19 protein-coding genes, 2 tRNA genes and 1 pseudogene are annotated in these 25,504 nt (G+C 35.3%); 7 read left to right on the forward strand and 15 right to left on the reverse strand.

From position 1 onward, the window contains the following. Positions 1-2: 2 nt before the first annotated feature. The 13 genes from AAGD91_RS00775 to AAGD91_RS00835 all read right to left on the reverse strand — a co-directional run bounded on the left by AAGD91_RS00775 (position 3) and on the right by AAGD91_RS00835 (position 16,661). Positions 3-8,516: a DNA-directed RNA polymerase subunit beta/beta' gene (locus tag AAGD91_RS00775; protein ID WP_341821134.1), complete on the reverse strand. Its 8,514-nt coding sequence runs from the start codon at positions 8,514-8,516 to the stop codon at positions 3-5. Between the two features lie 58 nt (positions 8,517-8,574). After that, complete coding sequence (gene rplL, locus AAGD91_RS00780; RefSeq protein ID WP_341821135.1) at positions 8,575-8,976, reverse strand: 50S ribosomal protein L7/L12; 402 nt, start codon at positions 8,974-8,976, stop codon at positions 8,575-8,577. A 26-nt stretch (positions 8,977-9,002) separates the two neighbouring features. Further along, positions 9,003-9,521 (reverse strand): 50S ribosomal protein L10, encoded by a 519-nt coding sequence (gene rplJ, locus AAGD91_RS00785; RefSeq protein ID WP_341821136.1) that lies wholly within the window; start codon positions 9,519-9,521, stop codon positions 9,003-9,005. A gap of 12 nt (positions 9,522-9,533) precedes the next feature. Next, on the reverse strand, positions 9,534-10,187 hold the full coding sequence (gene rplA / locus AAGD91_RS00790; RefSeq protein ID WP_341821137.1) for a 50S ribosomal protein L1: 654 nt from the start codon (positions 10,185-10,187) through the stop codon (positions 9,534-9,536). 4 nt (positions 10,188-10,191) lie between these two features. Beyond that, complete coding sequence (locus AAGD91_RS00795; protein ID WP_253307298.1) at positions 10,192-10,632, reverse strand: 50S ribosomal protein L11; 441 nt, start codon at positions 10,630-10,632, stop codon at positions 10,192-10,194. A 2-nt stretch (positions 10,633-10,634) separates the two neighbouring features. Further along, positions 10,635-11,471, reverse strand: a complete 837-nt coding sequence (gene nusG, locus AAGD91_RS00800) for a transcription termination/antitermination protein NusG (RefSeq protein ID WP_341821476.1) — start codon at positions 11,469-11,471, stop codon at positions 10,635-10,637. Continuing rightward, the gene (gene secE, locus AAGD91_RS00805; RefSeq protein WP_341821138.1) at positions 11,461-11,661 is read right to left on the reverse strand and encodes a preprotein translocase subunit SecE; all 201 of its coding nucleotides are present in this window, start codon (positions 11,659-11,661) and stop codon (positions 11,461-11,463) included. Before secE ends, nusG begins: the two co-directional genes overlap by 11 nt. Before the next feature lie 19 nt (positions 11,662-11,680). Next, positions 11,681-11,753: transfer RNA gene (locus AAGD91_RS00810), tRNA-Trp, on the reverse strand. A gap of 13 nt (positions 11,754-11,766) precedes the next feature. Further along, positions 11,767-12,939 carry an elongation factor Tu gene (gene tuf / locus AAGD91_RS00815; protein ID WP_341820594.1) on the reverse strand — a complete coding sequence of 391 codons (1,173 nt, stop codon included), beginning with the start codon at positions 12,937-12,939 and terminating at the stop codon, positions 11,767-11,769. A gap of 11 nt (positions 12,940-12,950) precedes the next feature. Further along, positions 12,951-15,023, reverse strand: coding sequence for an elongation factor G (fusA, locus tag AAGD91_RS00820; protein WP_253307295.1), 2,073 nt, complete (start codon positions 15,021-15,023; stop codon positions 12,951-12,953). 21 nt (positions 15,024-15,044) lie between these two features. After that, positions 15,045-15,524, reverse strand: a complete 480-nt coding sequence (rpsG, locus tag AAGD91_RS00825; protein ID WP_253307294.1) for a 30S ribosomal protein S7 — start codon at positions 15,522-15,524, stop codon at positions 15,045-15,047. A 5-nt stretch (positions 15,525-15,529) separates the two neighbouring features. After that, a complete protein-coding gene (rpsL, locus tag AAGD91_RS00830) occupies positions 15,530-15,904 on the reverse strand; it encodes a 30S ribosomal protein S12 (protein WP_006279787.1) in 375 nt (124 codons plus the stop codon). Positions 15,905-16,587: 683 nt separating this feature from the next. Continuing rightward, positions 16,588-16,661 (reverse strand) — tRNA-Arg (locus tag AAGD91_RS00835). A gap of 148 nt (positions 16,662-16,809) precedes the next feature. Here AAGD91_RS00835 and AAGD91_RS00840 point away from each other — a divergent pair. The 6 genes from AAGD91_RS00840 to AAGD91_RS00865 all read left to right on the forward strand — a co-directional run bounded on the left by AAGD91_RS00840 (position 16,810) and on the right by AAGD91_RS00865 (position 21,241). Then, positions 16,810-17,538 carry an ABC transporter ATP-binding protein gene (locus AAGD91_RS00840; RefSeq protein ID WP_341821139.1) on the forward strand — a complete coding sequence of 243 codons (729 nt, stop codon included), beginning with the start codon at positions 16,810-16,812 and terminating at the stop codon, positions 17,536-17,538. A 173-nt stretch (positions 17,539-17,711) separates the two neighbouring features. Further along, positions 17,712-17,879, forward strand: coding sequence for a twin-arginine translocase TatA/TatE family subunit (locus AAGD91_RS00845; RefSeq protein WP_006013840.1), 168 nt, complete (start codon positions 17,712-17,714; stop codon positions 17,877-17,879). A 166-nt stretch (positions 17,880-18,045) separates the two neighbouring features. Then, the gene (locus AAGD91_RS00850) at positions 18,046-18,702 is read left to right on the forward strand and encodes an exopolysaccharide biosynthesis protein (RefSeq protein WP_265033541.1); all 657 of its coding nucleotides are present in this window, start codon (positions 18,046-18,048) and stop codon (positions 18,700-18,702) included. Between the two features lie 90 nt (positions 18,703-18,792). Then, complete coding sequence (locus AAGD91_RS00855; RefSeq protein ID WP_341821141.1) at positions 18,793-19,449, forward strand: exopolysaccharide biosynthesis protein; 657 nt, start codon at positions 18,793-18,795, stop codon at positions 19,447-19,449. Next, positions 19,442-20,815, forward strand: coding sequence for a cysteine--tRNA ligase (gene cysS, locus AAGD91_RS00860; protein ID WP_341821142.1), 1,374 nt, complete (start codon positions 19,442-19,444; stop codon positions 20,813-20,815). The genes AAGD91_RS00855 and cysS overlap by 8 nt, the downstream gene beginning before the upstream one ends. A gap of 6 nt (positions 20,816-20,821) precedes the next feature. Beyond that, a complete protein-coding gene (locus tag AAGD91_RS00865; RefSeq protein ID WP_341821143.1) occupies positions 20,822-21,241 on the forward strand; it encodes a DedA family protein in 420 nt (139 codons plus the stop codon). Between the two features lie 155 nt (positions 21,242-21,396). Here AAGD91_RS00865 and AAGD91_RS00870 read toward each other — a convergent pair whose 3' ends face one another. Beyond that, a complete protein-coding gene (locus AAGD91_RS00870) occupies positions 21,397-23,124 on the reverse strand; it encodes an NB-ARC domain-containing protein (RefSeq protein WP_341821477.1) in 1,728 nt (575 codons plus the stop codon). A gap of 99 nt (positions 23,125-23,223) precedes the next feature. Then, positions 23,224-24,639 (reverse strand): annotated as a pseudogene (gatB, locus tag AAGD91_RS00875) (Asp-tRNA(Asn)/Glu-tRNA(Gln) amidotransferase subunit GatB); the annotation flags it as partial. Positions 24,640-25,012: 373 nt separating this feature from the next. On the opposite strand from gatB, the gene ruvX reads away from it, so the two are divergent. Next, positions 25,013-25,480: a Holliday junction resolvase RuvX gene (ruvX, locus tag AAGD91_RS00880; RefSeq protein WP_341821145.1), complete on the forward strand. Its 468-nt coding sequence runs from the start codon at positions 25,013-25,015 to the stop codon at positions 25,478-25,480. Positions 25,481-25,504: the final 24 nt, after the last annotated feature.

A 25,504-nucleotide genomic window follows, 5' to 3' on the forward strand; every position in this document is an offset into this window, starting at 1 on the left:
ACTCAATTCGACTGATCATATGCCACTATGCTCTCTTCCTCACCAGAGTGTAAATGACAATTATTATCCATAAACCATTTCTCGTCATAAGTTTCAATATCAAAATATTTTTCATATTTATCTATATTATCACAAAGTGAAAGTGCTCTGATCTTATTCATAATCAAACCTGTACCAGCAGGAATTAATCTTCCTACTATAACATTTTCTTTTAATCCACTTAAAGGATCACTCTTCCCGCAGAATGCTGCTTCTGTAAGTACTTTTGTTGTCTCTTGGAAAGAAGCAGCAGAAATAAAGGAGCTAGTTTCAAGACTTGCCCTAGTAATCCCCTGCAGAATAGGAAGATAATGAGCAGGCCGTTTGCCAGAGTTACTCATAGCATCATTTTCCCTATCAACTTCCAGCTTGTCAATGCTTTCGCCAACCAAGTACATAGTATCACCAGGATCAGTAATTTCCACTTTTTGTAGCATTTGTTTTAAGATCACCTCTAAATGCTTGTTGTCTATACGAACACCCTGCAATCTATAAACTTGCTGTATTTCAGAAATCATATAGTGCGCTAAAGCTTCTAACCCAAGCACACGTAAAATATCATGGAGATCAGGGTCACCATCCATCAATAGATCACCTTTACGTACAAAATCACCTTCATTGACTATTACATGCTTACTTCTTGATACCAAATATTCAACTGGAGAAATTTGTTCATCTACAGGTTTAATTAATATACTGCGTTTTCCTCTACGGTCTTTTTCAGAAAACGCTACATAGCCATCTATCTCACTAACAATAGCATGCTCTTTAGGACGACGTGCTTCAAATAACTCTATAACCCTCGGTAAACCACCAGTAATATCACGAGTTTTAACTGACTCTCTTGGTGTTCTTGTAATAACATCACCTGCATGAACCTTCTGGCCATTTTGTACATTGAGCACTGCACCAATTGGTATAAAATAACATGCTTCAACGCCACTTGCGAGTGTCATTACTTCACCATTATCGTCAAGCAGCACAATACGAGGACGTAAACTAGCTCCACCAGAATGCAATTTCCAGTCTTTTACTACTTTGCTTGATATTCCTGTAGATTCATCCATCACTTCAGTGATCGAAATTCCATCTTTTAAGTCCTGATAAGACACTGTACCAGTCTTCTCCGTGATAATAGGCAATGTATAAGGATCCCATTCCGCAACTTTATCGCCAATTTTTACTGACCCACTCTGATCCACATAAAGTTTAGCACCGTAAGGTACACTATGCTTCAACTTCTCACTACCAAGGCTATCAACCAACACGACTTCACAGGAACGGCTTATCACAATTTTATTTCCGTTTCTATCTATAATTATATTACTATTGTTTAACTTTATTTTAGCACTAATAGAAGCTATAATATTTGAGGATTCAACGCCTCTAGTCATTACCCCACCTATATGGAAAGTACGCATCGTTAACTGAGTACCTGGCTCTCCAACAGATTGAGCAGCTATAACACCAACTGCTTCACCTATTGAAACAATTTTACCAGTTGCAAGGTCTCTTCCATAACACAAAGAACACACACCAGGACTTATTTCACAAGTTAAAGGCGATCTAATTTTTACAGCATCAAGACCTGCAATGCTGATTTGCTTTACTTTATCCTCATCAATTAATTCCCCTGTTTTTACTAATAATTCTTTTGTCACTGGGTTATATATACCATTTGCAGATGTTCTACCCAGCACAACACTCTCTAGAGATGCAACTATAGTACTTCCTTCAACTGTAGCTCTCACAACAAGACCATTTTTTGTTTTACAGTCATGCTTTGTAACTATGCAATTTTGAGACACATCAACTAAACGACGAGTTAAGTATCCAGAGTTTGCAGTTTTAAGCGCAGTGTCAGCTAAACCTTTACGCGCACCGTGAGTAGAATTAAAGTATTCAAATACGTTCAATCCTTCACGGAAATTAGAAATTATAGGTGTTTCTATAATCTCACCAGAAGGTTTGGTCATGAGCCCTCGCATTCCTGCTAGCTGTTTCATCTGTGAAGTAGAACCCCTTGCACCAGAGTTAACCATCATATACACTGAGTTGTACTTACTATTTCCATCATATATAGATATTGCTTTTAACATATCATTAGCTATCATATCCGTACACTTAGACCATTCATCTATAACCTTGTTATACCTCTCACTTCTAGTTATTAGCCCATCTTGATATTGCATAGAGAATTTCTTAATTTCACCCCTCGCGTGATCAACATGTGTAGCTTTAGTTTCAGGTATAACCAGATCACAACGACCAAAAGAAACACCAGAAAATGTGGCATACTCAAAGCCAAGTACCATTAATTTATCAGAAAATGCCACTGTAGCACTTTGACCACAGTTACGATATACTAAATCAACTATACTAGTTATTTCCTTGACTGTTAATATCTGATTTATTAGATCGAAGCCTAGATTCTCATGCTTAGGAAAAATTTGCCATAATATTAAACGGCCAGGAGTTGTACAAAAAGTTTTATAGTGAGTTTCACCGCTGCTATTAATATACTCCATCCTATACTTTATACTAGAATGAATATGTAAAGTACCATCACTCAAAGAATGCTCAACTTCACAAAAAGCACCAAAAGATGGTAAATTATCTTCCTTAGGTTCTTGTAAAGTCAGATAATATATACCAAGTACTATATCTTTACTAGGAACTATAATCGGTCTGCCATTAGAAGGACTTAAAACGTTATTAGTGGACATCATCAACACCCTAGCTTCAAGCTGAGCTTCCAATGAAATTGGCACATGCACTGCCATTTGGTCACCATCAAAATCAGCATTAAACGCCGTACAGACAAGCGGATGAAGCTGTATTGCTTTGCCTTCAATAAGGATTGGCTCAAAAGCCTGAATACCAAGTCTATGTAGCGTAGGCGCTCTATTCAACAAAACAGGATGCTCTTTTATTACCTCTTCAAGCATATCCCAAACTTCTGGTTTTTCTGCTCTTATCAACTTACTAGCAAACTTAATAGTTGGAGCCATACCATACATCTTAAGCTTTGAGTAAACAAAAGGTTTGAATAGTTCAAGAGCCATTCTTTTTGGTAATCCACACTGATTTAGTTTCAAAGTTGGACCAACAACTATTACAGAACGTCCAGAGTAGTCTACCCTTTTTCCTAAGAGGTTCTGGCGAAAACGACCCTGTTTTCCTTTTAACATATCACTAATGGACTTTTTATATCCAACAGCACCAGCTTTGTTTACCAAAGTATTACGACGACTATTATCAAAAAGAGAATCAACTGCTTCTTGTAACATCCTTTTTTCATTACGAATCATAATCTCAGGAGGATTTAAGCTCAACAATTTCTTCAACCTGTTATTTCTATTAATAATAGTCCTATAATGATGATTCAGATCAGAAACTGCAGGACGACCACTTTCAAGCGATACCAAAGGACGCAAATCAGGTGGTAAAATAGGTATAGTTGTAAGTATCATCCACTCAGGCCTATTTCCAGATTTAATGAAGTTTTCAATAATACGCAATCTCTTTATAATTTTCTTTCTTCTTATCTCAGAAGCAACAGACTCTAATTCTAGTCTTAAATCCTTCCTAATTTCATGTAAATCAAGGCGCGTTAGCAACTCTCTTATAGCTTCAACACCTTGCATAGCTACAAAACTATCGATCCCATAGCTATCTTTAGCTTCATTATAAGCTTTTTCACTAATAATCTCACCTTTTTCAAAAGGCGAAACAAGAGGATCTATCACGATATAATTATCGCTATATAAAATATTCTCAATATCTCTGAGAGACATATCCAATAATGCTCCAATTCTTGAAGGAAGCGATTTCAAAAACCATATATGAGCAACAGGAGATGCAAGCTCTATATGACCCATCCTTTCTCTTCTTACTTTAGAAGATGTAACTTCTACTCCGCATTTTTCACATATGCGACCTCTGTGTCTTCTTTTTTTGTATTTTCCACATAAACATTCATCGTCATTGACAGGGCCAAAAACCTTAGGGCAAAATAATCCACCTTTCTCAACTTTGAACGTACGATAATTTGCAGTTGAAACATCTTCTATCTCACCACAAGATATACGCTTAATACTTTCAGGGCTAGCAATCGATATGCTAACCTCATTAAAAGGTTGTGCAATGTTAGTGTGAGATATATCTTCAATCACTACATCATTTTGCTTTAAATCTACATTTAAACATAAAGAACGTAGTTCTTTTATCATCACATTAAAGGATTCAGGAATTCCACATTCAAAATTACTGTCACCTTTTATTATCGATTCGTAAATCTTAACTCTACCATTAATATCATCAGACTTCACAGTTAACATTTCCTGCAAAGTATAAGCAGCACCATAGGCTTGTAATGCCCAACATTCCATTTCACCAAAACGCTGACCACCAAAATGAGATTTTCCTCCTAGAGGTTGTTGAGTAACCAAACTATAAGGCCCTACTGAACGCGCATGAATTTTACCATCAACCAAGTGGTGCAACTTAAGCATGTACATGTAACCAACTGTAACCTTGCGGTCGAATTTTTCACCACTGCAACCGTCATATAATACAGCTTGTCCAGAGTTATCCAAACCAGCAAGTTCAAATAATTTTGCTATTTGTTCATCTTTTGGACCTTCAAATACAGGTGCAGCAACAGGAACGCCATCACATAATTTACGTGCAAATTCAATGAGATTATTATCACTAATATTACGAATATCATTACAGATAGATACGTTACTACCATAGCTATAAACCTCAATCAGGAAATTACGTAAATTGCTGTATGAACTTTTACAAGAGTTCAAATAGTTCTCTACTAACGCATTCAACTCGTCATTTAGTGGATTTTTATTAGGTGTATTTAAAACAGAAGCCATTATTTCATCATCATCAATATTTTCAATTTTTTTATTGTCAAGGTATGCTACTGCAAATTGTGTAAAATTATTATCGTTAAGGGACCTAATTCCCTTGCAAAAAGCACTTTTGATTTTATTGATCTCATCGAGAATATTACTTACCCTTTCCCCTAATTTTCTACAAGCCCAACCTACATGCGTTTCCAGTATTTGCCCTACATTCATTCGTGAAGGAACACCAAGAGGGTTAAGAATAATATCAACAGGAGTACCATCTTCCAAATAAGGCATATCTTCCACTGGCACAACTCGAGAGATCACACCTTTATTCCCATGTCTACCAGCCATTTTATCCCCTGGTTGCAGACTATGTTTCACAGCAATGAAAACTTTTACTGATATCGACACACCTTGAGGCAGGTCATAACCTTCATGTAATTTTTCTACTTTTCGCTTAAACTGTGCTATTGCATGTGATACTTTTTCATCAAAATCTTTTTTTAAGCTCTTAACTTGCTCAGAAATGGATTGGTTTTTTAATCCTATACCCCACCATTGCTCACGTTCAATAGAGTCAAATTTTTCTCGATCTTGAGAACCAGAATTAATAAGAAGTTTCTTCAGTTCATCATAGAAATATTCACTAGTAACATTGATTATATAATCTCGCTCTTCCTCAAAGTCATTTACCTCTTTTTGTTTGATGAGTAATGCCCTTTCATTTTCTTCAACCCCTCTGCGTGTAAAGACTTGTACATCAATTACTGTCCCTTCAACATCTGGAGATGTATATAAAGAGGAATCCGCACAATCGAATGACTTTTCACCAAAAATTGTCATTAATAACTTCGTTTCAGGAGGCAATGAAAGAGAAGGTTTAGGTGTAACTTTACCTACCAGAATATATCCTGGACCAACTCTTGTACCAATTTTCACTATACCACTATCATCTAAGTGATATAGATTTTCTTCATTAACACCAGGTATAGCACGAGTTATTTTTTCTGATCCTAAAGGGGTATCATGTACAACACAGTCAAATTCTTCTATATGAATAGAAGTAAAGAGATCTTTTTTAACAACTTCACTAGAAATAATAATAGAGTCTTCAAAATTATAACCTTGCCAAGACATAAAAGCGACTAGCAAATTTTTACCAAGCGCCAACTCACCACTGTTAATTGCAGGACCATCAGCTATTACATCGCCCTTTTTAACATAATCACCTACGCACACTAGCGGTCTTTGATTAATACAAGTATTATGGTTAGAACGCTGAAATTTCCTTAGATGATAAATATCTACGTCCAAGTAGTTAACCCTTTCTTTATCAAAAGCACGTATAACTATAGAGTTACTATCAGAACTATCAACTATGCCATCGCGTTTTGCTAAAACTACAGCACCAGAGCCAGAAGCTACAAAAGACTCCATACCAGTAGCAACCAGAGGAGCGGTAGGCTTCAATAAAGGTACGGCCTGACGTTGCATATTTGAGCCCATTAATGCTCTATTAGCATCATCATTTTCTAAAAATGGAATCAAGGAAGCCGCAACTGATATTACCTGCTTAGGAGATACGTCAATGTAACTCACCTGATCACTACTTACCATAATGAAACTACTAGCATATCTACAGTATAGCATATCATCAACAAAGCAATTATTTTCATCGAGCTTTGCGCTGGTATCAGCTATATAATATAAACCTTCATCTATGGCAGACAGATACTCAATTTGATCAGTAACAACCCTATTAACTACTTTTCTATAAGGACTTTCAATGAAACCATATTTATTAATACGCGCGTATATAGCTAAACTGTTGATTAACCCTATATTTTGCCCTTCAGGAGTCTCAATAGGGCAAATTCTTCCATAATGAGTTGGATGAACATCACGCACTTCAAATCCTGCCCGTTCTCTTGTTAAACCGCCAGGACCTAACGCGGACAACCTTCTTTTATGTGTTATTTCAGATAACGGATTAGTCTGATCCATAAATTGAGATAATTGAGAAGAATTGAAGAAATCTCTTAAGACATTAGTTAACACTTTTGGATTAATAAAATCAGATGGAGAAACTTTATCTAAACTAGAAGTGGACATAGAATCAACTATTGCGCGTTCCAATTTCAACAACCCAGTTCTAAATTGATTTTCTATAAACTCTCCAACTGATCTTACTCTTCTGTTTCCTAAATGATCAATATCATCTACAGATCCTTGACCGTCACGTAACAATACTATTTTTTTTACAATTTCAATAATATCTTCATACGTTAAAACAGTTAAATCCTCATCATAATTTAATCCAAGGTAAGAGTTAAGCTTCAACCTACCAATGTTAGACAAATCATAATATTCCGGACTGAAGAAAAGATTACGGAAAAACTCCTCTACTATCTCTAAAACAGGAACTTCACCAGGACGCAAAACTCTATATATTTCATATAGCGCATCCTGATAAGACATGTTTTCGTCTAAGAAAAGCGTATTTAATATATAAGGTCCAACAGATACATTATCTATGTTCAATACTGATATTTCATCCATAGACAATAACTCAAGCTTCTTTATGTCTTCCAGCTTTATAGATTCACCAGCAGATAAAATTTTCGTAGAGCTAGCACTATCCATTAAATCTTCTGCGAGGAATAAACCACATATAGAATTAAAAGGAACCAGATACTCTTTCAATTCATTATCATATAGCTTTTTAGCTAGTCTTGAGGTGATACGAACGTTAGCTTTAAGCAGCACATTACCTTCAATATCCATTAAGTCGAAAGGCAACCTCACTCCTTTAAATTTATCAGGAACAAAAGGCACTTTCCAACCATCTTTATGTTTTACATACTTTATTTTCTCATAAAATCTATCGAGTATATCATTATTTGATAGACCTAACGCCTTTAACAAAACTGAGATTGGCAATTTTCTTTTTCTATCAATACGAAAATACAAATGGTCTTTAACATCAAATTCAATATCAAGCCAAGAACCCCTATAAGGAATAATTCTAGCAGAATAGATCAATTTACCAGAATTGTAAGTTTTTCCCTTATCGCTATCAAAAAATACACCAGGAGACCTATGCATTTGTGAGACAATAACTTTTTCTACACCATTAATGATGAAAGTGCCCTTATCAGTCATCATAGGCAACCCACAAAAGTGGACTTCCTGCTCTTCTATAGATTTTACAACGGTTGCAAGTTTAGAATCATCTCCACTCTCTTTAATCGATTTATATTCATCAAGAGAAATACCATCCTGCATAACAACAAGACGTATAGAAGCAATAACCTGAGCAGAAAAAGTTACACCACGCTTTATACACTCAGATTCATCATACTTAGGATCATCTACCCTACAACTTATAAACTCAATAGTAGCCCTACGCAAAGGATCATTTATTGGAAAGATTGTATGAAAGATAACTTCAAGTCTTTCATTACCCTTATTCTTAGGAGCAAATGAATCATACGATTCTTTTTGAACCTTAACCAAATCCAATAAAGAATCTTTTAAATCAATCGACCTAGAATAAGAAACTCTAGGAACAAAAGCATCAGAAGCGTACATATAAGAAGAATCAACCATTAAAATACCCCAAACTAATTAAAAGAGCTATATCAATATAAAATTAATACATTAAATATTATTCAAGCTCCACTTTAGTTGCTCCTGCTTCAATAAGTTTTTGCTTGATTTTTTCTGCTTCGTCTTTAGGAACATTAGCAGTTAAATCTTTAGGTAAAGATTCAACCAACTCTTTTGCTTCTTTTAAACCCAATGTAGAATTAACTTCTCTCACAGCTTTAATAACTCCTATTTTTTTATTCGCATCAATTTCTTTAATCACAACTTTATACTCAGCTTTTTCTTGAGCAGCAGGAGCAGCAGCATTATCACTAATAGGCGCCCCAGCACCAACAGCCCCACCAAGAAAAGAACCAGCAGGCACCCCTATTTTCTCTTCTAGAACTTTTACAAGTTCAGAAGCCTCTAATAGGTTTAAAGATAATATTTTATCAACCAAATCACTTGTTACATTACTCATAATTACCACCTTACTTAACAACAAATTTATTTTTTAGAACTATAATAATCCAAAACTCTCATAAGCCTCATAGAAGATGAATTAATAGACAACGCCAATCGAGCAGGAATATCATAAGATATTAAACGCATAATTTTAACACGCAACTCATCCAAAGAAGGCAACTTAGCTAGTTTATTAACATCTTCCACTGTTAATAATTCATTTATATGAGCTGCGCAAATCACAGACATTTTTTCTTTGTTAGCATTAATAAAATCAACTATTAACTTTGTAGCTTCTACTATGCCACTAGAGTATATAATAGCAACAGAACCAGAAAATTTGCCTGATAAATAAGAAAATTTACCAGTCCTTTCCAAAGCCAAGCGCGCTAGAGTGTTTTTAACTACTAATACCCCACCTGCTATAGACTTCAGGCTATTCCTCAGAGTTAATGAATCATTAGCATTTATAGATTTAAAATTTACTAATATCAAGAAATCATTATTTACAAATACGTTTATTGTGCTCTGTATAAATTCATCCTTATTTTTACGCTTCACGGTATCACTCCCTTAAATTATATCTTCCACTTTGCTTATCTTATAAGCTTCACCCATAGTTGAATTTAAAAAAACACCCTTAAAGTAAATTCCTTTCGCAGAAATAGGTTTATTATCTTTAATTACTTTAAGAAAGGCTTTTAAATTTTCTAGCAAGTCATCAATATCAAATTTAATATTTCCTAATTTACCATGAATAACACTATTTTTATCTGTTCTAAATTTTATCTGACCAGACTTAATGGTTTTAATAGCTTCTGCAATGTTAGAAGTCACAGTACCAAATTTAGGGTTAGGCATCAGCCCTTTAGCACCCAATACTTTTGCAATAGGAGTGATTTTTGCCATAAAATCAGGAGTAATAATGCACCAATCAACATCTAATTTTCTACCCTTTTTTATTTCTTCAACTAAATCCTCTCCTCCTGCAATATCAGCACCAGCTTTTTCAGCTTCTAATAAATGTTTATCTTGAGCGAAAACAGCTACTTTAATATTCTTCCCGATACCTTTAGGCAAAACTACTGTACCACGCACCTGCTCTTCAGATTTACGTGAATCTACGCCTAAATTGACTGCAATATCAACTGATTCATTAAATTTTGCTGAAGCAGACTCAATAATCTTCTTCAAACACTGCTTAGGATTATCATTATATGTATTCATTTACCTAACCTTCCACAACTTCTATACCCATAGATTTTGCAGTGCCTACAACCATTTTCACTGCTGAATCTTCATTATCCACTTTCATATCAACCATCTTGCACTTTGCCACTTTAATTATAGCAGACATAGGTAATTTAGCCACTAATTCTTTACCAGGATTACCAGAACTTTTACTTAATTTAGCCTCCTGCTTAAGTAAATAAGCCACAGGTGGACCGCTGACAGTAAAATCATGAGAGCGATCATCCTTTATGGAAATTCGCACTGTTACTAAATCGCCTACTTTATAATTAGCGTTAGCAGCGCTAGTAACTTTATTAAAAGCTTCACAAAACTTAGGAACAGGTATACCACGTGGACCAAGTACTGAAGCAATTTTCGGTCCTGGAATTGCTTTCCCAGCTTCCATAAGTAAGTTAATCTTAGCAACTATAACACTCATAATTAATCCTCTATTTTCTCTACTTGAGCCAGATCAAGCTCTATTATTGTCGGCTTACCTAAAATTGATATTTCCACATTAATAATTTTTTTCTCATCGTTTACCATATTTACCTTACCAGTAAAATTTTGAAAAAGACCATCATTAATTTTCACTTTTTCACCTTTTTCATAACCATAACCTAACTTCTTTGTCTCTTGAGCATTATAAAGTGCATTACACATTGAGTGAATCTCATCGTCCAAAATCACCTTTGGAATATTACCATTTTTCAAAAACCCATAAACCTTAAGAGATTTTGGTATATTATTGATAAAATTCAATACTTCATCGCATAAATTCACGTATAAAAAGACATAACCAGGAAAGCATTTCCTTCGTGTAGCAATTTTCTTAGATTTCAACTCTACTTCACTTAGCTCTTCATATGGAATAAAAACTTCCTTAAAGTAACCATTAACACTCAATCTCATAGAATTTTCCAATATATGTTGGCGCACTTTCTCTTCACAATTGGAAGCAACTCTCAAGATATACCATTTATATCTATTAAATTCTTTACACTTTAAACTTATCTTATCATCTGAAATCATCTCAAAATCACCAGATTCGCCACTGCAGAATCCAGGCGTTTGATTCAAAATATTTTTGCTTTCATCACATAGATGCATATATACATACACTTCACATAACTCTTTTATATCAGACTTTGAATTACATACCGTTTGATAAGGAATAAACACTTCCTTAAAATAAACAGCATTACTTACCAATTCGCGTATATTTTGCTCATATCCATAATCAACTCTAATGATATACCATTTATATTCACATTCCATAAATAATTCCAAATAAAGCCTTAATTACGTAAAGAGACATAAAATCCACAAAACAGAAGAAAATCGAAAAGCATAATATAACAATCATCACAACAAATAGAGATGACAACACCTCCTGTTTCTTTACCCAAGCAATTCTTCGTATTTGTTGCTTTATATCATAGAAAAAAACACACAAACTTTTTAACATTTTCACCACAACATTAATGCAGGAGCGATAGGAATTGAACCTACAACCTCTGGTTTTGGAGACCAGCGCTCTACCAATTGAGCTACACTCCTATAACTCAAACTCTCACTCCAAAATTTCAGAAACAACACCAGAACCAACAGTTCTACCGCCTTCTCTTATCGCAAAACGCAATCCCTTATCCATTGCTATCGGTACTTGCAATTCTACTTCTACACTCACATTATCTCCTGGCATTACCATCTCCTTCCCATCTAGCAATTTTATGCTCCCAGTTACATCCGTTGTCCTTAAATAAAACTGTGGCTGGTAATTTGCAAAAAATGGTGTATGCCTTCCTCCTTCCTCTTTCTTTAATATATAAACCTCCGCCCTAAACTTTCTATGCGGCGTTATCGTCCCCGGTTTTGCTAATACTTGCCCTCTCTCTACTTCTTCTCTTTTTGTTCCTCTTAACAATATTCCTACATTGAGTCCTGCACTCCCCTTATCCAGCAACTTCTTAAACATTTCCACACCTGTGCATATCGTCTTTTGCGTCGCTTTCAGACCTATTATCTCTATCTCTTCTCCCGTCTTTATCTCTCCCTTCTCTATCCTTCCTGTTACCACCGTTCCTCGCCCCGATATCGAAAATACATCCTCGATTGGCAATAAAAATGGTAAATCCACAGGCCTTGGTGGAACCGCCACATACTCATCTAACTTTTCCATCAATTTATCTATTGATTTCTTTCCATATTCGCTACTGTCATCCTCCAGCGCTTTCAATGCAGACCCCACTACCACAGGCACTTCATTCCCTGGAAATCCGTATTTATTCAGCAATTCCCTCACTTCCATTTCCACCAAATCTATCATATCAGCATCAGCAACATCAGCTTTATTTATATACACCACGATATATCCAACACCTACCTGCTTCGCTAGCAATATATGCTCTCTCGTTTGTGGCATTGGCCCATCAACCCCGGACACTACCAATATCGCCGCATCCATCTGGGCTGCACCTACTATCATGTTCTTTACATAGTCAGCATGTCCAGGACAATCAACGTGTGCATAATGCCTTTTTTCCGTCTGATACTCAACATGCGCTGTTGCTATCGTTATCCCCCTTTTCCTTTCTTCTGGCGCCTTATCTATCTGATCGTACGCTACAAAATTTCCATAATGCTTTGTTATCGCCGCTGTTAACGTTGTCTTCCCATGATCCACATGTCCTATTGTTCCCACATTTACATGCGGCTTTCCAAATGCTTCCACTACTGCTGTCATAATTATTACCCTTAATTATACTTTAACTTTAACTCATCAACCACATATTGTGGTACTTGTTCATAATAAGAAAAATGCATACTATACTGAGCTCTTCCCTGAGATATAGAACGCAAAACATTTATATAACCAAACATATTCGCAAGAGGTACGAAAGCAAGAATTATAGTGCTACTATTATGCGTTTCCATACTTGAAACTTGCCCCCTTCTGCTATTTACATCGCCCATGATATCGCCCATATACTCTTCAGGCGTAATGATTTCAACTTTCATTATAGGTTCTAACATTTTTGGACCAGCTTTGTTTGCCATCTCTTTAAAAGCACCTTTAGCAGCAAGTTCAAAAGCTAAAGGACTAGAATCAACTTCATGGAAAGCACCATCAATAAGGGTAGCCTTAAAATCAATAACCGGAAAACCAGAGATCATGCCTCCTTCTTTTATCAACTCTAAACCATTTTGTACACCAGGAATATATTCTTTTGGAATTGCACCACCTACAATTTTACTTTCAAATTGAAACCCAGAACCAGGCTCAAGAGGTTCAAATATAATCTTTACTTTTGCAAATTGGCCAGCACCGCCGGACTGTTTTTTATGAGTATAATCAATTTCAACAGATTTAGTGATAGTTTCACGATATGCAACTTGAGGCGCACCGACGTTAGCTTCAACGTTAAACTCGCGCTTCATTCTATCAACAATAATCTCAAGATGCAGCTCACCCATGCCTTTCAATATAGTCTGTCCACTCTCCGCATTTACTGACATTCTTAAAGAAGGATCTTCTGCAACCAATCTATTTAAAGCAACACCTAATTTTTCCTGATCTGAAGTAGTTTTAGGTTCCACAGCAATTTCAATAACAGGCTCAGGAAATTCCATACGCTCTAATAATATAGGAAAATCAGGTGAACATAAAGTGTCACCAGTAATTGTTCTCTTTAATCCAACTAAGGCAACTATATCGCCAACTTTAGCTTCGTTTATATCTTCTCTGTTATTTGCATGCATAAGCAGCATTCTGCCAATTCCTTCAGTCTCATTTTTTCCCGCATTTAACACAGCGGATTTGGATTTTAACTTACCGGAATAAATACGAATAAACGTCAAGCTGCCTACAAACTTATCCGTCATCACTTTAAACGCAAGAGCAACGAATTTCTCTTTTTCTGAAGGTTTGATCTCAATTTTCTTTTCTGAATCTTTAGGATCAGTTCCAACAATTACATCAACATCAATAGGAGAAGGTAAAAAGTCAACCACACCATCTAAAAGTGGTTGTACGCCTTTATTTTTAAAAGCTGATCCACATAATACAGGAACAAATTTTCCTTTGATGGTTCCATTTCTCACGCATTTTTTCAGTAAATCTACTGGCAGATCATTAGACTCAAAGTAAGTATTCATCGCTTCATCATCCATCTCAGCTGCAGCATCTAATAAAAGATTTCGATATTCTTGAGCCTTGTCAAGCAAATCAGAAGGAATATCTTCATAAGAAAATTTAGCACCCAACGTTTCTTCTTGCCATATAATGGCTTTCATAGAAATAAGGTCAATTATACCTTTGAAATCTTTCTCACTTCCTATTGGCAACTGAATGACTAAAGGTGCTGCACCAAGCTTCGTCTTTATCATATCAACACATCGATAAAAATTTGCCCCTATTCTATCCATCTTATTAACAAAGCAGATACGAGGAACGCTATATTTATCAGCTTGACGCCAAACTGTTTCAGATTGAGGTTCAACTCCAGCAACTCCATCAAATACAGCAACTGCACCATCCAAAACCCTTAAAGATCTCTCAACTTCAATAGTGAAATCAACGTGACCTGGAGTGTCTATTATATTGACCCTATGATCATTCCAAAAACATGTTGTTGCAGCAGATGTGATTGTAATACCACGCTCTTTTTCCTGCTCCATCCAATCCATAGAAGCTGCCCCATCATGCACTTCACCAATTCTATTTTGCTTACCAGTATAAAATAAAATACGCTCTGTTGTGGTAGTCTTACCAGCATCTATGTGAGCCATTATTCCTATATTTCTGTATTTAGATATCCCAATTTCCATATCACAATTAATTAGCTAACATTAAAAACGAAGATGAGAAAATGCCTTATTAGCCTCAGCCATTTTATATTTTTCTTCGCACATCTTAAACGCACCACCGCGTTTATTATAAGCATCCAGTATTTCAGATTGCAAACAATCAACAGTGGTTTTTCCACTCTTTTTTCGAGCAGCAGAAGTTGCTTTAGCAATCCACCTTAACGCTAAAGAAATCGCTCTATCTTGTCGAACTTCAACAGGCACTTGATAAGTTGCACCACCAATGCGTCGAGAACGCACTTCTATAGAAGGAGTAACATTTCCTACCGCTGTTTCAAAAATTGATAACCCACCTTCGCCTATTTTCTTTTCAGCTAAAGACAAAGCGTCATAGATAATCTTTTCTGCAGTAGATTTTTTACCACATTTCATGATTGTATTAATGAAACGCATCAGCAAAACACTGCCATAACGCGAATCAGGACTTATTTCTCTTTTTTTTGCTTTATTCCGACGAGCCATAAATTTTAACCAGATTTCTTTACACCATATTTTGAACGAGCTTTCTTTCGATTTTGCACGCCACGCAGATCAAGGGCACCTCTTATTATGTGATAACGCACACCTGGCAAATCTTTAACCCGCCCACCACGTATCAAAACAACAGAATGCTCTTGTAAATTATGACCTTCACCAGGTATATAAGCTGTCACTTCACCATACCCACTAATTTTTACTCTGGCTACTTTACGGAGTGCTGAGTTAGGCTTCCTAGGGGTTGTAGTATACACCTTAGTGCAAACACCCCTCCTTTGAGGGTTGCTTTCTCCCAAAGCTGGTACCTTTTTCTTATGGGTCAATCCTAATCTACCCTTACGTATTAATTGATTTATCGTAGGCATATGTTATAAACTCAAGCTCATTAAAATAACTAAGTTTTTAGTTATAAAATAATAAACCTCAATAGTCAATATAAAAATAAACATTACTACTCTAATAATTAAGCTCAACTGCTTTGAAAGCCATCAATAGACTTCTTGCACTACCTCCCAAGCCACAATTGTCATTCAGTAGAAACGAAAAACTTCCTTGACAAACTCCTCCAGCCCCCTTATTATGACAACAAGGGTATTTATGAATCAAAACTTGTTTTTGACCTGCAGGCTCAATGACAAAATTCAGTAAAAAACTTAGGGTATTTTTTGGCGGATTACATAAAATTATAGCGGCTGCATGTCTTTTAAATTTTTTCTACATTCAGCCAAATCGCGCTTATTTTAAGCGTTAGCACATTATTATAGCGCTAGTTTAAATTATTATAGGGTTAAAACTCGCACCACGGGGTTTCTTTTGCTTTTTTTTCGTTTGGTAAGTTTCTTAAATATTTATAGCTAAACGACAACCGTCATCCCTGTAAAGGTCAAGTATCCCGCTACGTGTTAGCGGGATCTATGCTAAGAGATACCGCGAATGAATCGCGGTATGACGTAGGGGTTGCCAAGAACTTGTCATTCCAGTGCTTGACACTGGAATAGGTGTGTGTATTTGTGAAAAAAATCTCCATGAAATTTGTGAAGCAATGTGTTGGGACTAGTGCGATTCGAACGCACGACCTTCGGATTAGGAGTCCAACGCTCTATCCTGCTGAGCTATAGTCCCGTGTTTCCTACCATTTATGTAAAGTTATAGCAAAAAATCCTTCTCTTTTCTAGATTTCTTGCATAACCAATTTATGACGACAAGAAACATTTCTGTACTTCTTGAGTATAATGCTATTATATTTAATAACATGGTTTAAGTAAGATTAATGCTAGTTAACAACATTGGTTATTTCTATAATAATCAAGACGACTTTGCTTTAAGCAATATAAACATTAAAGTAAAAAAAGGAAGTGTTGTATGTTTATTGGGGCATTCTGGCTGTGGCAAGTCAACAATTTTGAAATTAATTGCAGGGATAGAAAATCCAAAATCTGGAACTATTTTTATAAATGATAGGTTAGTTGCAAGCAATAAGGCATCAGTCGCTATAGAGCATAGAAATATCGGATTGATTTTTCAGCATTCTGCATTATTTCCTCACAAAACAGTAGTAGAAAATATAACCTTTGCTATCCGCAGCTCTTCCAAGAGAGAAAAGCACCTAACTGCATTGGAAATCTTGAAGTTACTCAATATAGAAAAATATGAGAATATGTACCCTAACGCCTTATCTGGAGGACAGCAACAATTAGTTGCAATAGCAAGAGTGATGGCACAAAACCCTGATGTTGTGTTGTTAGATGAACCATTTTCTAATTTGGACATACTGCTCAAGTGCCGAATAAGACAACATATATTGTCCCTTTTTAGAAGTAAAAATATCCCTGTGCTGATGGTAACTCATGACCCGCAAGAAGCATTGAAAGTTGCAGATTTTATCTACGTAATGAAAAATGGTAAAATTATTCAATCAGGAGTTTCTAGCGATATATACCATAGGCCTAAAGATGATACGCTAGCAAAGTTTTTTAGTGAGCTCTCCTCTACTCTATAGTTAAGCGAAAAGTTTCCACTTATTCGCTGCAAGAAAACAATCTAGTTTGGAATTGTTATAAAATAATTAAAAAACCTTGATTTATAATTAAATAAAGGTGATATAATCTATGTGTTACTTGACTTCAGTCAAGTTTTAATATTTAAAGGTCAATATTTTAAATGGAGGTGAAAATGAGTTTAGGACCATGGCAATTGTTTCTAGTTTTAATAATAATTTTAGTTCTGTTTGGTGCAGGCAGATTACCGCAAGTTATGGGTGATTTAGGAAAAGGCATCAAAAACCTTAAACAGGAGCTTAAGGACTCAGAAAAATTATCCTCTAATGAACCAGATCGTTAGCGTCCTCATACTTCGTGACATGCACCTTAGTGCATGTCATCTGTTTAAAAACTTAGTCAGGTTAAAAAATGAAAGAGATGAAGTGTTGGTATGAAATAAATAACAAATATTGAAATACAGCAACAACTATGTTAGCTTAGGAGGAATATTTTATTAAAGGATAATTGTGCAAAAAAGTGAGAAACTAACTAAAGATAAAAAACTAGCTTCTGATATTCTAAAAGAGGTTGCAGATACCAATAACAATGATAGCGATAAAGTAACTTTGTTTGACATTAAAACAGCTTTGCATGAGCGCGGTTTTGGTATTTTAATAATCATCTTCTCCTTGCCGCTATCGGTGCCTATACCGGTTCCACCTGGTTATACAACTATTCTTTCTATACCTTTAATCTTATTCTCACTGCAGCTTCTATTTGGATTTGATTCTCCTTGGATGCCTCATTGGTTGGAAAGAAGGTCTTTTCAGCGTTCAACACTAGCTCTTGTGGTAGAGAAAACTTCCCCTGTATTAGAAAAAATAGAAAAATTCATGAAGCCAAGACTGTCTTTCATTTTCTATGGGCCTGGTGAGAAGATTCTGGCTTTTATGATGTTGCTTTGTGCAATAATAATAGCTCTTCCATTACCTTTTACTCACTTCCTTCCTGCAATTGGCACAACTCTTATTTCACTTGGTATTATGAGTAAAGACGGGTTTCTATCCATATTGGGAGTTTTAGTGTCATTGTGTGCGTTGTTGCTTACTCTTGTTGTAATAGTCAAAGGACCACAACTTATAACCGGAGCACTTTCTCTTCTTAAAAGCTTTACAACACTTTAACAAAAGAATGAAGTACTAGCGCGTAATGAGTAATGCATATTGAAATAAAACAATAATTGTGTTAAGAATTATTTTTATCAAGGGTTTTTCGTGTCAAAAAATGATAAGTTGACTAAAAGTGATAAACTAGCTTCTGATATTCTAAAAGAGGTTGCAGATACCAATAACAATGATAGCGATAAAGTAACTTTGTTCGATATTAAAACAGCTTTGCATGAGCGCGGTTTTGGTATTTTAATAATCATCTTCTCCTTGCCACTATCGGTGCCTATACCGATTCCACCTGGTTATACAACTATTCTTTCTATACCTTTAATCTTATTCTCACTGCAGCTTCTATTTGGATTTGATTCTCCTTGGATGCCCAGTTGGCTAGAAAGAAGATCTTTTCAGCGTTCAACACTAGCTCTTGTGGTGGAAAAAACTTCTCCAGCATTAAAAAAAATAGAAAAGTTCATGAAACCAAGAATGTCTTTTATTTTCTATGGGCCTGGCGAAAAAATTTTAGCTTTTGTAATGTTGCTTTGTGCATTATCAATAGCTCTTCCATTACCTCTTACCAACTTTATTCCTGCAATTGGTACGACTCTCATTTCACTTGGTATTATGAGTAAAGATGGGTTTCTATCCATATTGGGAGTTTTAATATCATTGTGCGGACTATTGCTTACTCTTGTTGTAGTAGTCAAAGGGCCACAACTTATCATTGGGGCATTTTCTTTTCTCAAAAGCTTCGTATATGGTTAGGCTTTACAACACCTTAACAAAAAAAAAGGAACTTTTTACACCAATCGATAAAGATCATGTGAAAATGTATGTTTGCGGACCAACAGTATATGACACAGCACATATAGGCAATGCACGTTCTGTTGTTGTGTATGATGTGTTATTTCAGCTACTTAAGTTTTGTTATGGCAAAGTTACCTATGTGCGTAACATAACCGACATTGATGATAAGATAATTAATGCAGCAAGCGAGAAAAATAGCAACATAGAAAGTATAACCACATATTACATTAAAGCTTTTCATGATGATATGGAAAGCATAAATTGTAAAGAGCCAACACACGAGCCAAAAGCAACGGAAAACGTAGATTATATTATAGAATTAATTGAACATTTACTGCAATCAGGCCACGCTTACGAATCTGACAAACACGTGTATTTTAATATAGAATCTTACCATGAATATGGTGCTTTATCAGGAAAAAAAACTGATGAATTGGTTCCAGGTAGCAGAGTTGAAGTTAATGAAAATAAAAAGCACCCTGGAGATTTTGTACTGTGGAAGCCTGCAAGTGATATTGACTACAAACTTTCAAGTTATTGGGATAGCCCATGGGGAGAGGGCAGGCCTGGATGGCATATAGAATGCTCAGCAATGTCATATGCTTATCTTGGCAAAGATTTTGATATTCATGGTGGCGGCATAGATTTACAATTTCCTCACCATGAAAATGAAATTGCACAGAGTAAGTCTGCATTTGCTGGATCAATGTTTGCAAAATACTGGATACATAACGGCTTTCTTACAGTAAATGAAGAAAAAATGAGCAAGTCCTTATTTAATATAGTCAAAGTAAGAGATTTGCTAGATAGTGGAATAAAGGGTGAAGTAATACGCTATGCACTGCTCAAAACTCACTACAGAAAACCACTTGATTGGACAGAAAACGTTATTTCTGATGCACAGGAAACCTTAAATAAATTTTATCGGTTATTACGTGGCTTAGATACAACGAATATTGATGAAAGTAACGCAGAGATTTCTAAAGATTTTATAGACGCTTTAAAAAACGACTTAAACATTCCTGAAGCTCTAGCTATACTGCATGAAATGGCTGCAAAAATCAACAAAATGAGTAATGAAAGTGAAAAGCTTAAATTAACTGAGAGTTTTGTTAAGAGTGCCAGATTTATTGGTCTTCTTGAGTCAAGTTATCAAGAGTGGTTTGCTGTGGATGTAAATCATCAAGAAATAGAAAGGTTGATAGACTTAAGAAAAATTGCAAAAAAAAATAAAAATTACGATACTGCAGACAAAATAAGGGATCAGTTGAAACAAAGGGGGGTTACAATTTCTGACAATGAAGATGGTACAACAACCTGGTAAACTCATATGGAAAATTACTTCCTGTTATTCACAGATAGTCTAGTATCGTCGCTCATCTTACCCATACGTCAAGGTTTTGTGTTCAATACCATGCTTTATTTCAGGTCGTATTACACTCCACTACTTATGTTATTTTTTGGAGTACTAGGATCAAGTCTTGGTGGAATAGTTAATTGGTACTTAGGTAGAATAACAATCTCTATACGAAAATCATACCACAAATTAGAAAACGAATATACAATGCCAAAAGTTGCAAAAAATTTGCTAATTTTTGCAACTTTATTACTTTCATGGGTGCCAGCACTTGGAAGTGTGATTCAAATTTTATCAGGTTATTTCAAGTTAAACCTTTATATCCTTACCCCTTTAATCATTCTATCTAATTTCTTCTATTTGTTATATCTAATACTTACTTTTGGAGTATAACAGCTATAGTACTGCAGCTATTAAAGCCCACTTCTGTCATCCTATGGCCTGACAGAGGCTGAGCTATAAATTAAATGCAAAATTTCAATAGTCACGGGATGCACCATGAGCTAAAAGTAACTTTATTTGAAAAAATTTCTCTTATACAAATATCATCAGGAGCAAGGTAGGACATTTGTAATTTTCCAAATTACAAATGTTGTTTTAGTATAACAGTCACTTTTATATTTGGATTCAAAGTCAAGCAGTTTCTCTGCTTCTTCTTCATATTCTTTCAGGTAGTCACTAACACTAATTTTTTTCTTACTTCTACGGCTTAGTACAATATTGCTTTCGTTTATATATTTTACTGCTTGCCCCAAAGCTAATGGAAAATACTGCAATTCTTTTGTTAGTTTTTTTATTTCTTCATCTTGTAAATTATTTCTTATATTCAAAGCCTTCTTCACAAACCTCAAAGCTTCTGTTTCAGTAAACTCATCTAATTGTATTACTTGTATCTTACCTTCCTCTTCTCCTACTTTCCAATCTTTACTACGAGAAGTAATTAATACGCAAGGCTTGTTATAGTCCTGGCCTAAAGAGAATGGCAAAAACTTACTAATATCCTCATATCCCTCAGCATTATCAAAAATGAACAGGCTTTTCCTTCCCCTTCTTGCAAAGAAAGCATATATTTCTTTAACAATAGTTTCTATCGTCTTGTCATTTCCGTACTTATCCTGGGGAGGAATACCTAGTTTATCATCCTCAGCTAACTTCAGAAAAGAATTCTTCATAATTCCAAAGTTTTCAGCGTTTACCCATACAACATTGCCATCATAATCTTTTCTATATTCATAAGCGTATTTCCTAGCTAACTCACTTTTTCCTATTCCTCCAAGACCACCGATAACAACCATTTGTGATATTGCCGTTAGTTTGCCAGTACTTTCATGCAATTTGCCATATATTTCTTGCAATTCGCTGTCCCTCCCAACAAACATCTCAACTGGATATACCATATTAAACTGAATAGGCTTCTCTATCTGCTTGTTATTCTGTGTTGTTGCAACTGCATGTATTTTATGCAGTGTTTTACTATCCTTACGCTGTTGTTTTGCTATTTTACCTATTTCTTTATTCCCTTTCTCTACTTCTTGTCTTATCTCACTTAAAGTACTAGCACACATCTCTACTTTTCGGAAAAGCTCTTCGCCTTCTTTATGTGAAAGGAAACGTCCTTCTCTATCCTTCATCCAACTCCACATTTTCATAAAAAGCGCGTTGTAAGCAGTTTCGTCATTACCAAAGTAGTTGAACTTTTCGATTAATTTGTTACTTATCTCATTTTTGATTAATCCTTCCAGTTCAGCATGGTTAGGTAAATTAACTGCAAACACCAATTTATCTAGAAATTCCTCTATTTTCTTATTTATTTCTCCATCGCTAACTTGTCCACCTACCTCACCCTTTATAAAATCCATATTCTCCTGCAAGTGTGAGATAATACTATTATCAAATTTATATCTTACACTACTGCCTATATTCAGAAACTCATCTTCTGTGTTCATTCTTGTAAATGAAATTCCCTTATCTGCTAGACTTTCAAAGTCAAAACCGACATTTGTGGCAATAACAAAATCTTCTATTTCACCCTCGAACTTTCCTCTACTTTTGATTTTTAAATAAGCAACAAGATATTTTACTAAGCTGAATTCACTACTTTTTCGCCATGTTAATAAGTCACCTATGCTGATTTTTCTGTGTCCATCTTGCTTGTGCTTGATTTGTATGAATCTATGTGTTATTCTTCTGTTTTGTTCATACCGAAGAACAATATCACCAAAACCTTCAGCTAACTCCATTTCCGTAGCCAAGAGGAAAGGACACTTTTTATCCATCGCACGTTCGAGAAAGAATATGAGCCACAATTTTTGATAGGTAATACCATGGTAAAAGCGTTTTACCTCTCCAGCAGGATAACCTTCGGGCACCTTATCTAACTTTTCACTCAAAATTGAATTCACCGCATCGGGGCTGGCTTTTCCCTTAGTAAGTTTCATAACTTCGCCAACAAAGAATCCGTATAATCTTGTTTTACCGCTTTTGTATTCTTGAACTTTATCTTGGTTGCTATTGATGATTGTGTCGATAATTTCCGATATTTGACCTCTGTCGGTTATTTGCTTTAGGTCCTGCTCTTCTATGATGAGAGATGCAGGTTTGCCAGTTTCAAACATACTATCGAATACTTGTTTGCCAAGTTTAGCAGAGATTGTTCCATCAACGATAAAATCTAAGAGTTCGGACAAAGCATTTGCTTTGATTGGAGAGTCAGCAATATCAATATTTGCTTTATTTAAACGACCGAAAAGCTCTACAGTTAACCAGGTGACCGCGAGCTTTGAATAATGTTTTTTTATCAATTCCTCAAAGTAATCAGCAATCGCCTTATCGGAAGTAATGACATTTGCATCGTATTCGTTGATACCTAATTTTTCAATGTATCGCAGCTTTTTTTGATCTGGCAATTCGGGCAAAGATGATTGAATTAAATCAATCTTCTCCTGGCTTACCTCAACTGGTAACAAGTCAGGCTCAGGGAAATACCTGTAGTCGCTTGCATCCTCTTTATTCCGCATCACTTTTGTTTTTCCCGAAGCAACATCAAACAATAAGGTATCTTGACTTATTTCTTCTCCACTTTCTAAAATTTCAATTTGTCTTTGTATTTCATAGTCTATAGCTTGCACAATATAACGTATCGAGTTCAGATTTTTTATTTCACAACGAGTGCCAAATGTACTACTGCCTTTTAGGCGAACAGAAACATTTGCATCACAACGAAGTGATCCCTTTTCCATATCACCATCACATGAACCAATGTAACGCAAAATCTGCCTCAATTTTTTCATGTATTCTGCAGCTTCTGCAGATGACCTAAGATCTGGCTCTGAAACAATTTCCATTAAAGCAACCCCTGCACGATTTAAATCCACATAAGTTTTGCTTTCCTCATGAACGCTCTTTCCTGCATCTTGCTCTAAATGAATTCTCGCAATTCTTATTTCCTTTTCATTGTCGTTGATAAATACTCTACCATTTTTAACTATTGGCTCAAAAAACTGGGTTATCTGGTAACCTTGCGGTAAATCAGGATAAAAATAATTTTTCCGATCAAAGTAAGAACACTTATTAATTTCTGCAGAAAGTGCAAGACCGGTGCGTATTGCTTGCTCTATGCAGTAATAATTTAGTATTGGCAGCGTACCTGGCATTGCCGCATCAACTAGAGAAACTTGAGTGTTATGCTCAGCGCCAAACTCCGTTGATGAGTTAGAAAATAGCTTCGTATTAGAAGAAACTTGAGCGTGCACCTCAAGCCCAATTACCGCTTCCCAATCCTCTTTCGTCATATATTTTATTTAAATGATAATCTTAATATTCTGCAAAATTAACACAAAAAGTCAAAACAAAACCCACATTTTTATTTTTTGTCTTAACTTTTTAACCTATAGTAATTAAAATATGACCTTACCCAGAAAAAGTGAAGAGAAAGAAAAGGCGTTTTTTTATAATAAAAATGTTTTTTCAAAAGGAGTAGTAATGACAAAAAGAAGAGAATATACAGTTGAGTTTTAATTAGAAGTTGTGTATTAAACAGCGTAGACATTCTGCTATTAATTATTGCATTCCTGAGCAATTTGATTCATTATTCTTTTTGTAAAAAATTTTCTTGACTTTCTCTCTACTTTTTCTGGTAAGGTCACTTTAAAGGAAGTCTAATAGATGCTACATAGAAATCCAGATGAGTTTCTAAAGTCTATTCCAAAAGATAAGCGCATAATGTCCCTTGACATGGGAGAAAAGCAAATAGGCATAGCATTTAGCGATAAAACACAGCTTATAGCCACAGCTCATAGTGTATATTATAGGAAAAATATGAGCAAAGATTTAGGTTATCTGCATAGAATATTCAAAGAAAATGAAGCTGGATCAATGGTAATAGGACTACCATTAAGAATGGACGAGCAAGAAACTAAATGGTGTAAAACCATAATCCAATTCGCAAATAAAATAATAAAAAAATATAAAGTACATATATACTTACAAGACGAAAGCTTCTCAACATCTATCGCAACTCATACACTAAAAATCACTGGAATATCAATCACAAAATCGAAAAAAATAGATGATAAAATCTCCGCATGTATTATTTTGCAACGAACGTTAGACAAGATAAATACAATCAAATAGTTTTTTCAGATCTGGAAATTTTCA

Source organism: Wolbachia endosymbiont (group A) of Myopa testacea (assembly GCF_964027115.1).
Classification (GTDB): domain Bacteria; phylum Pseudomonadota; class Alphaproteobacteria; order Rickettsiales; family Anaplasmataceae; genus Wolbachia.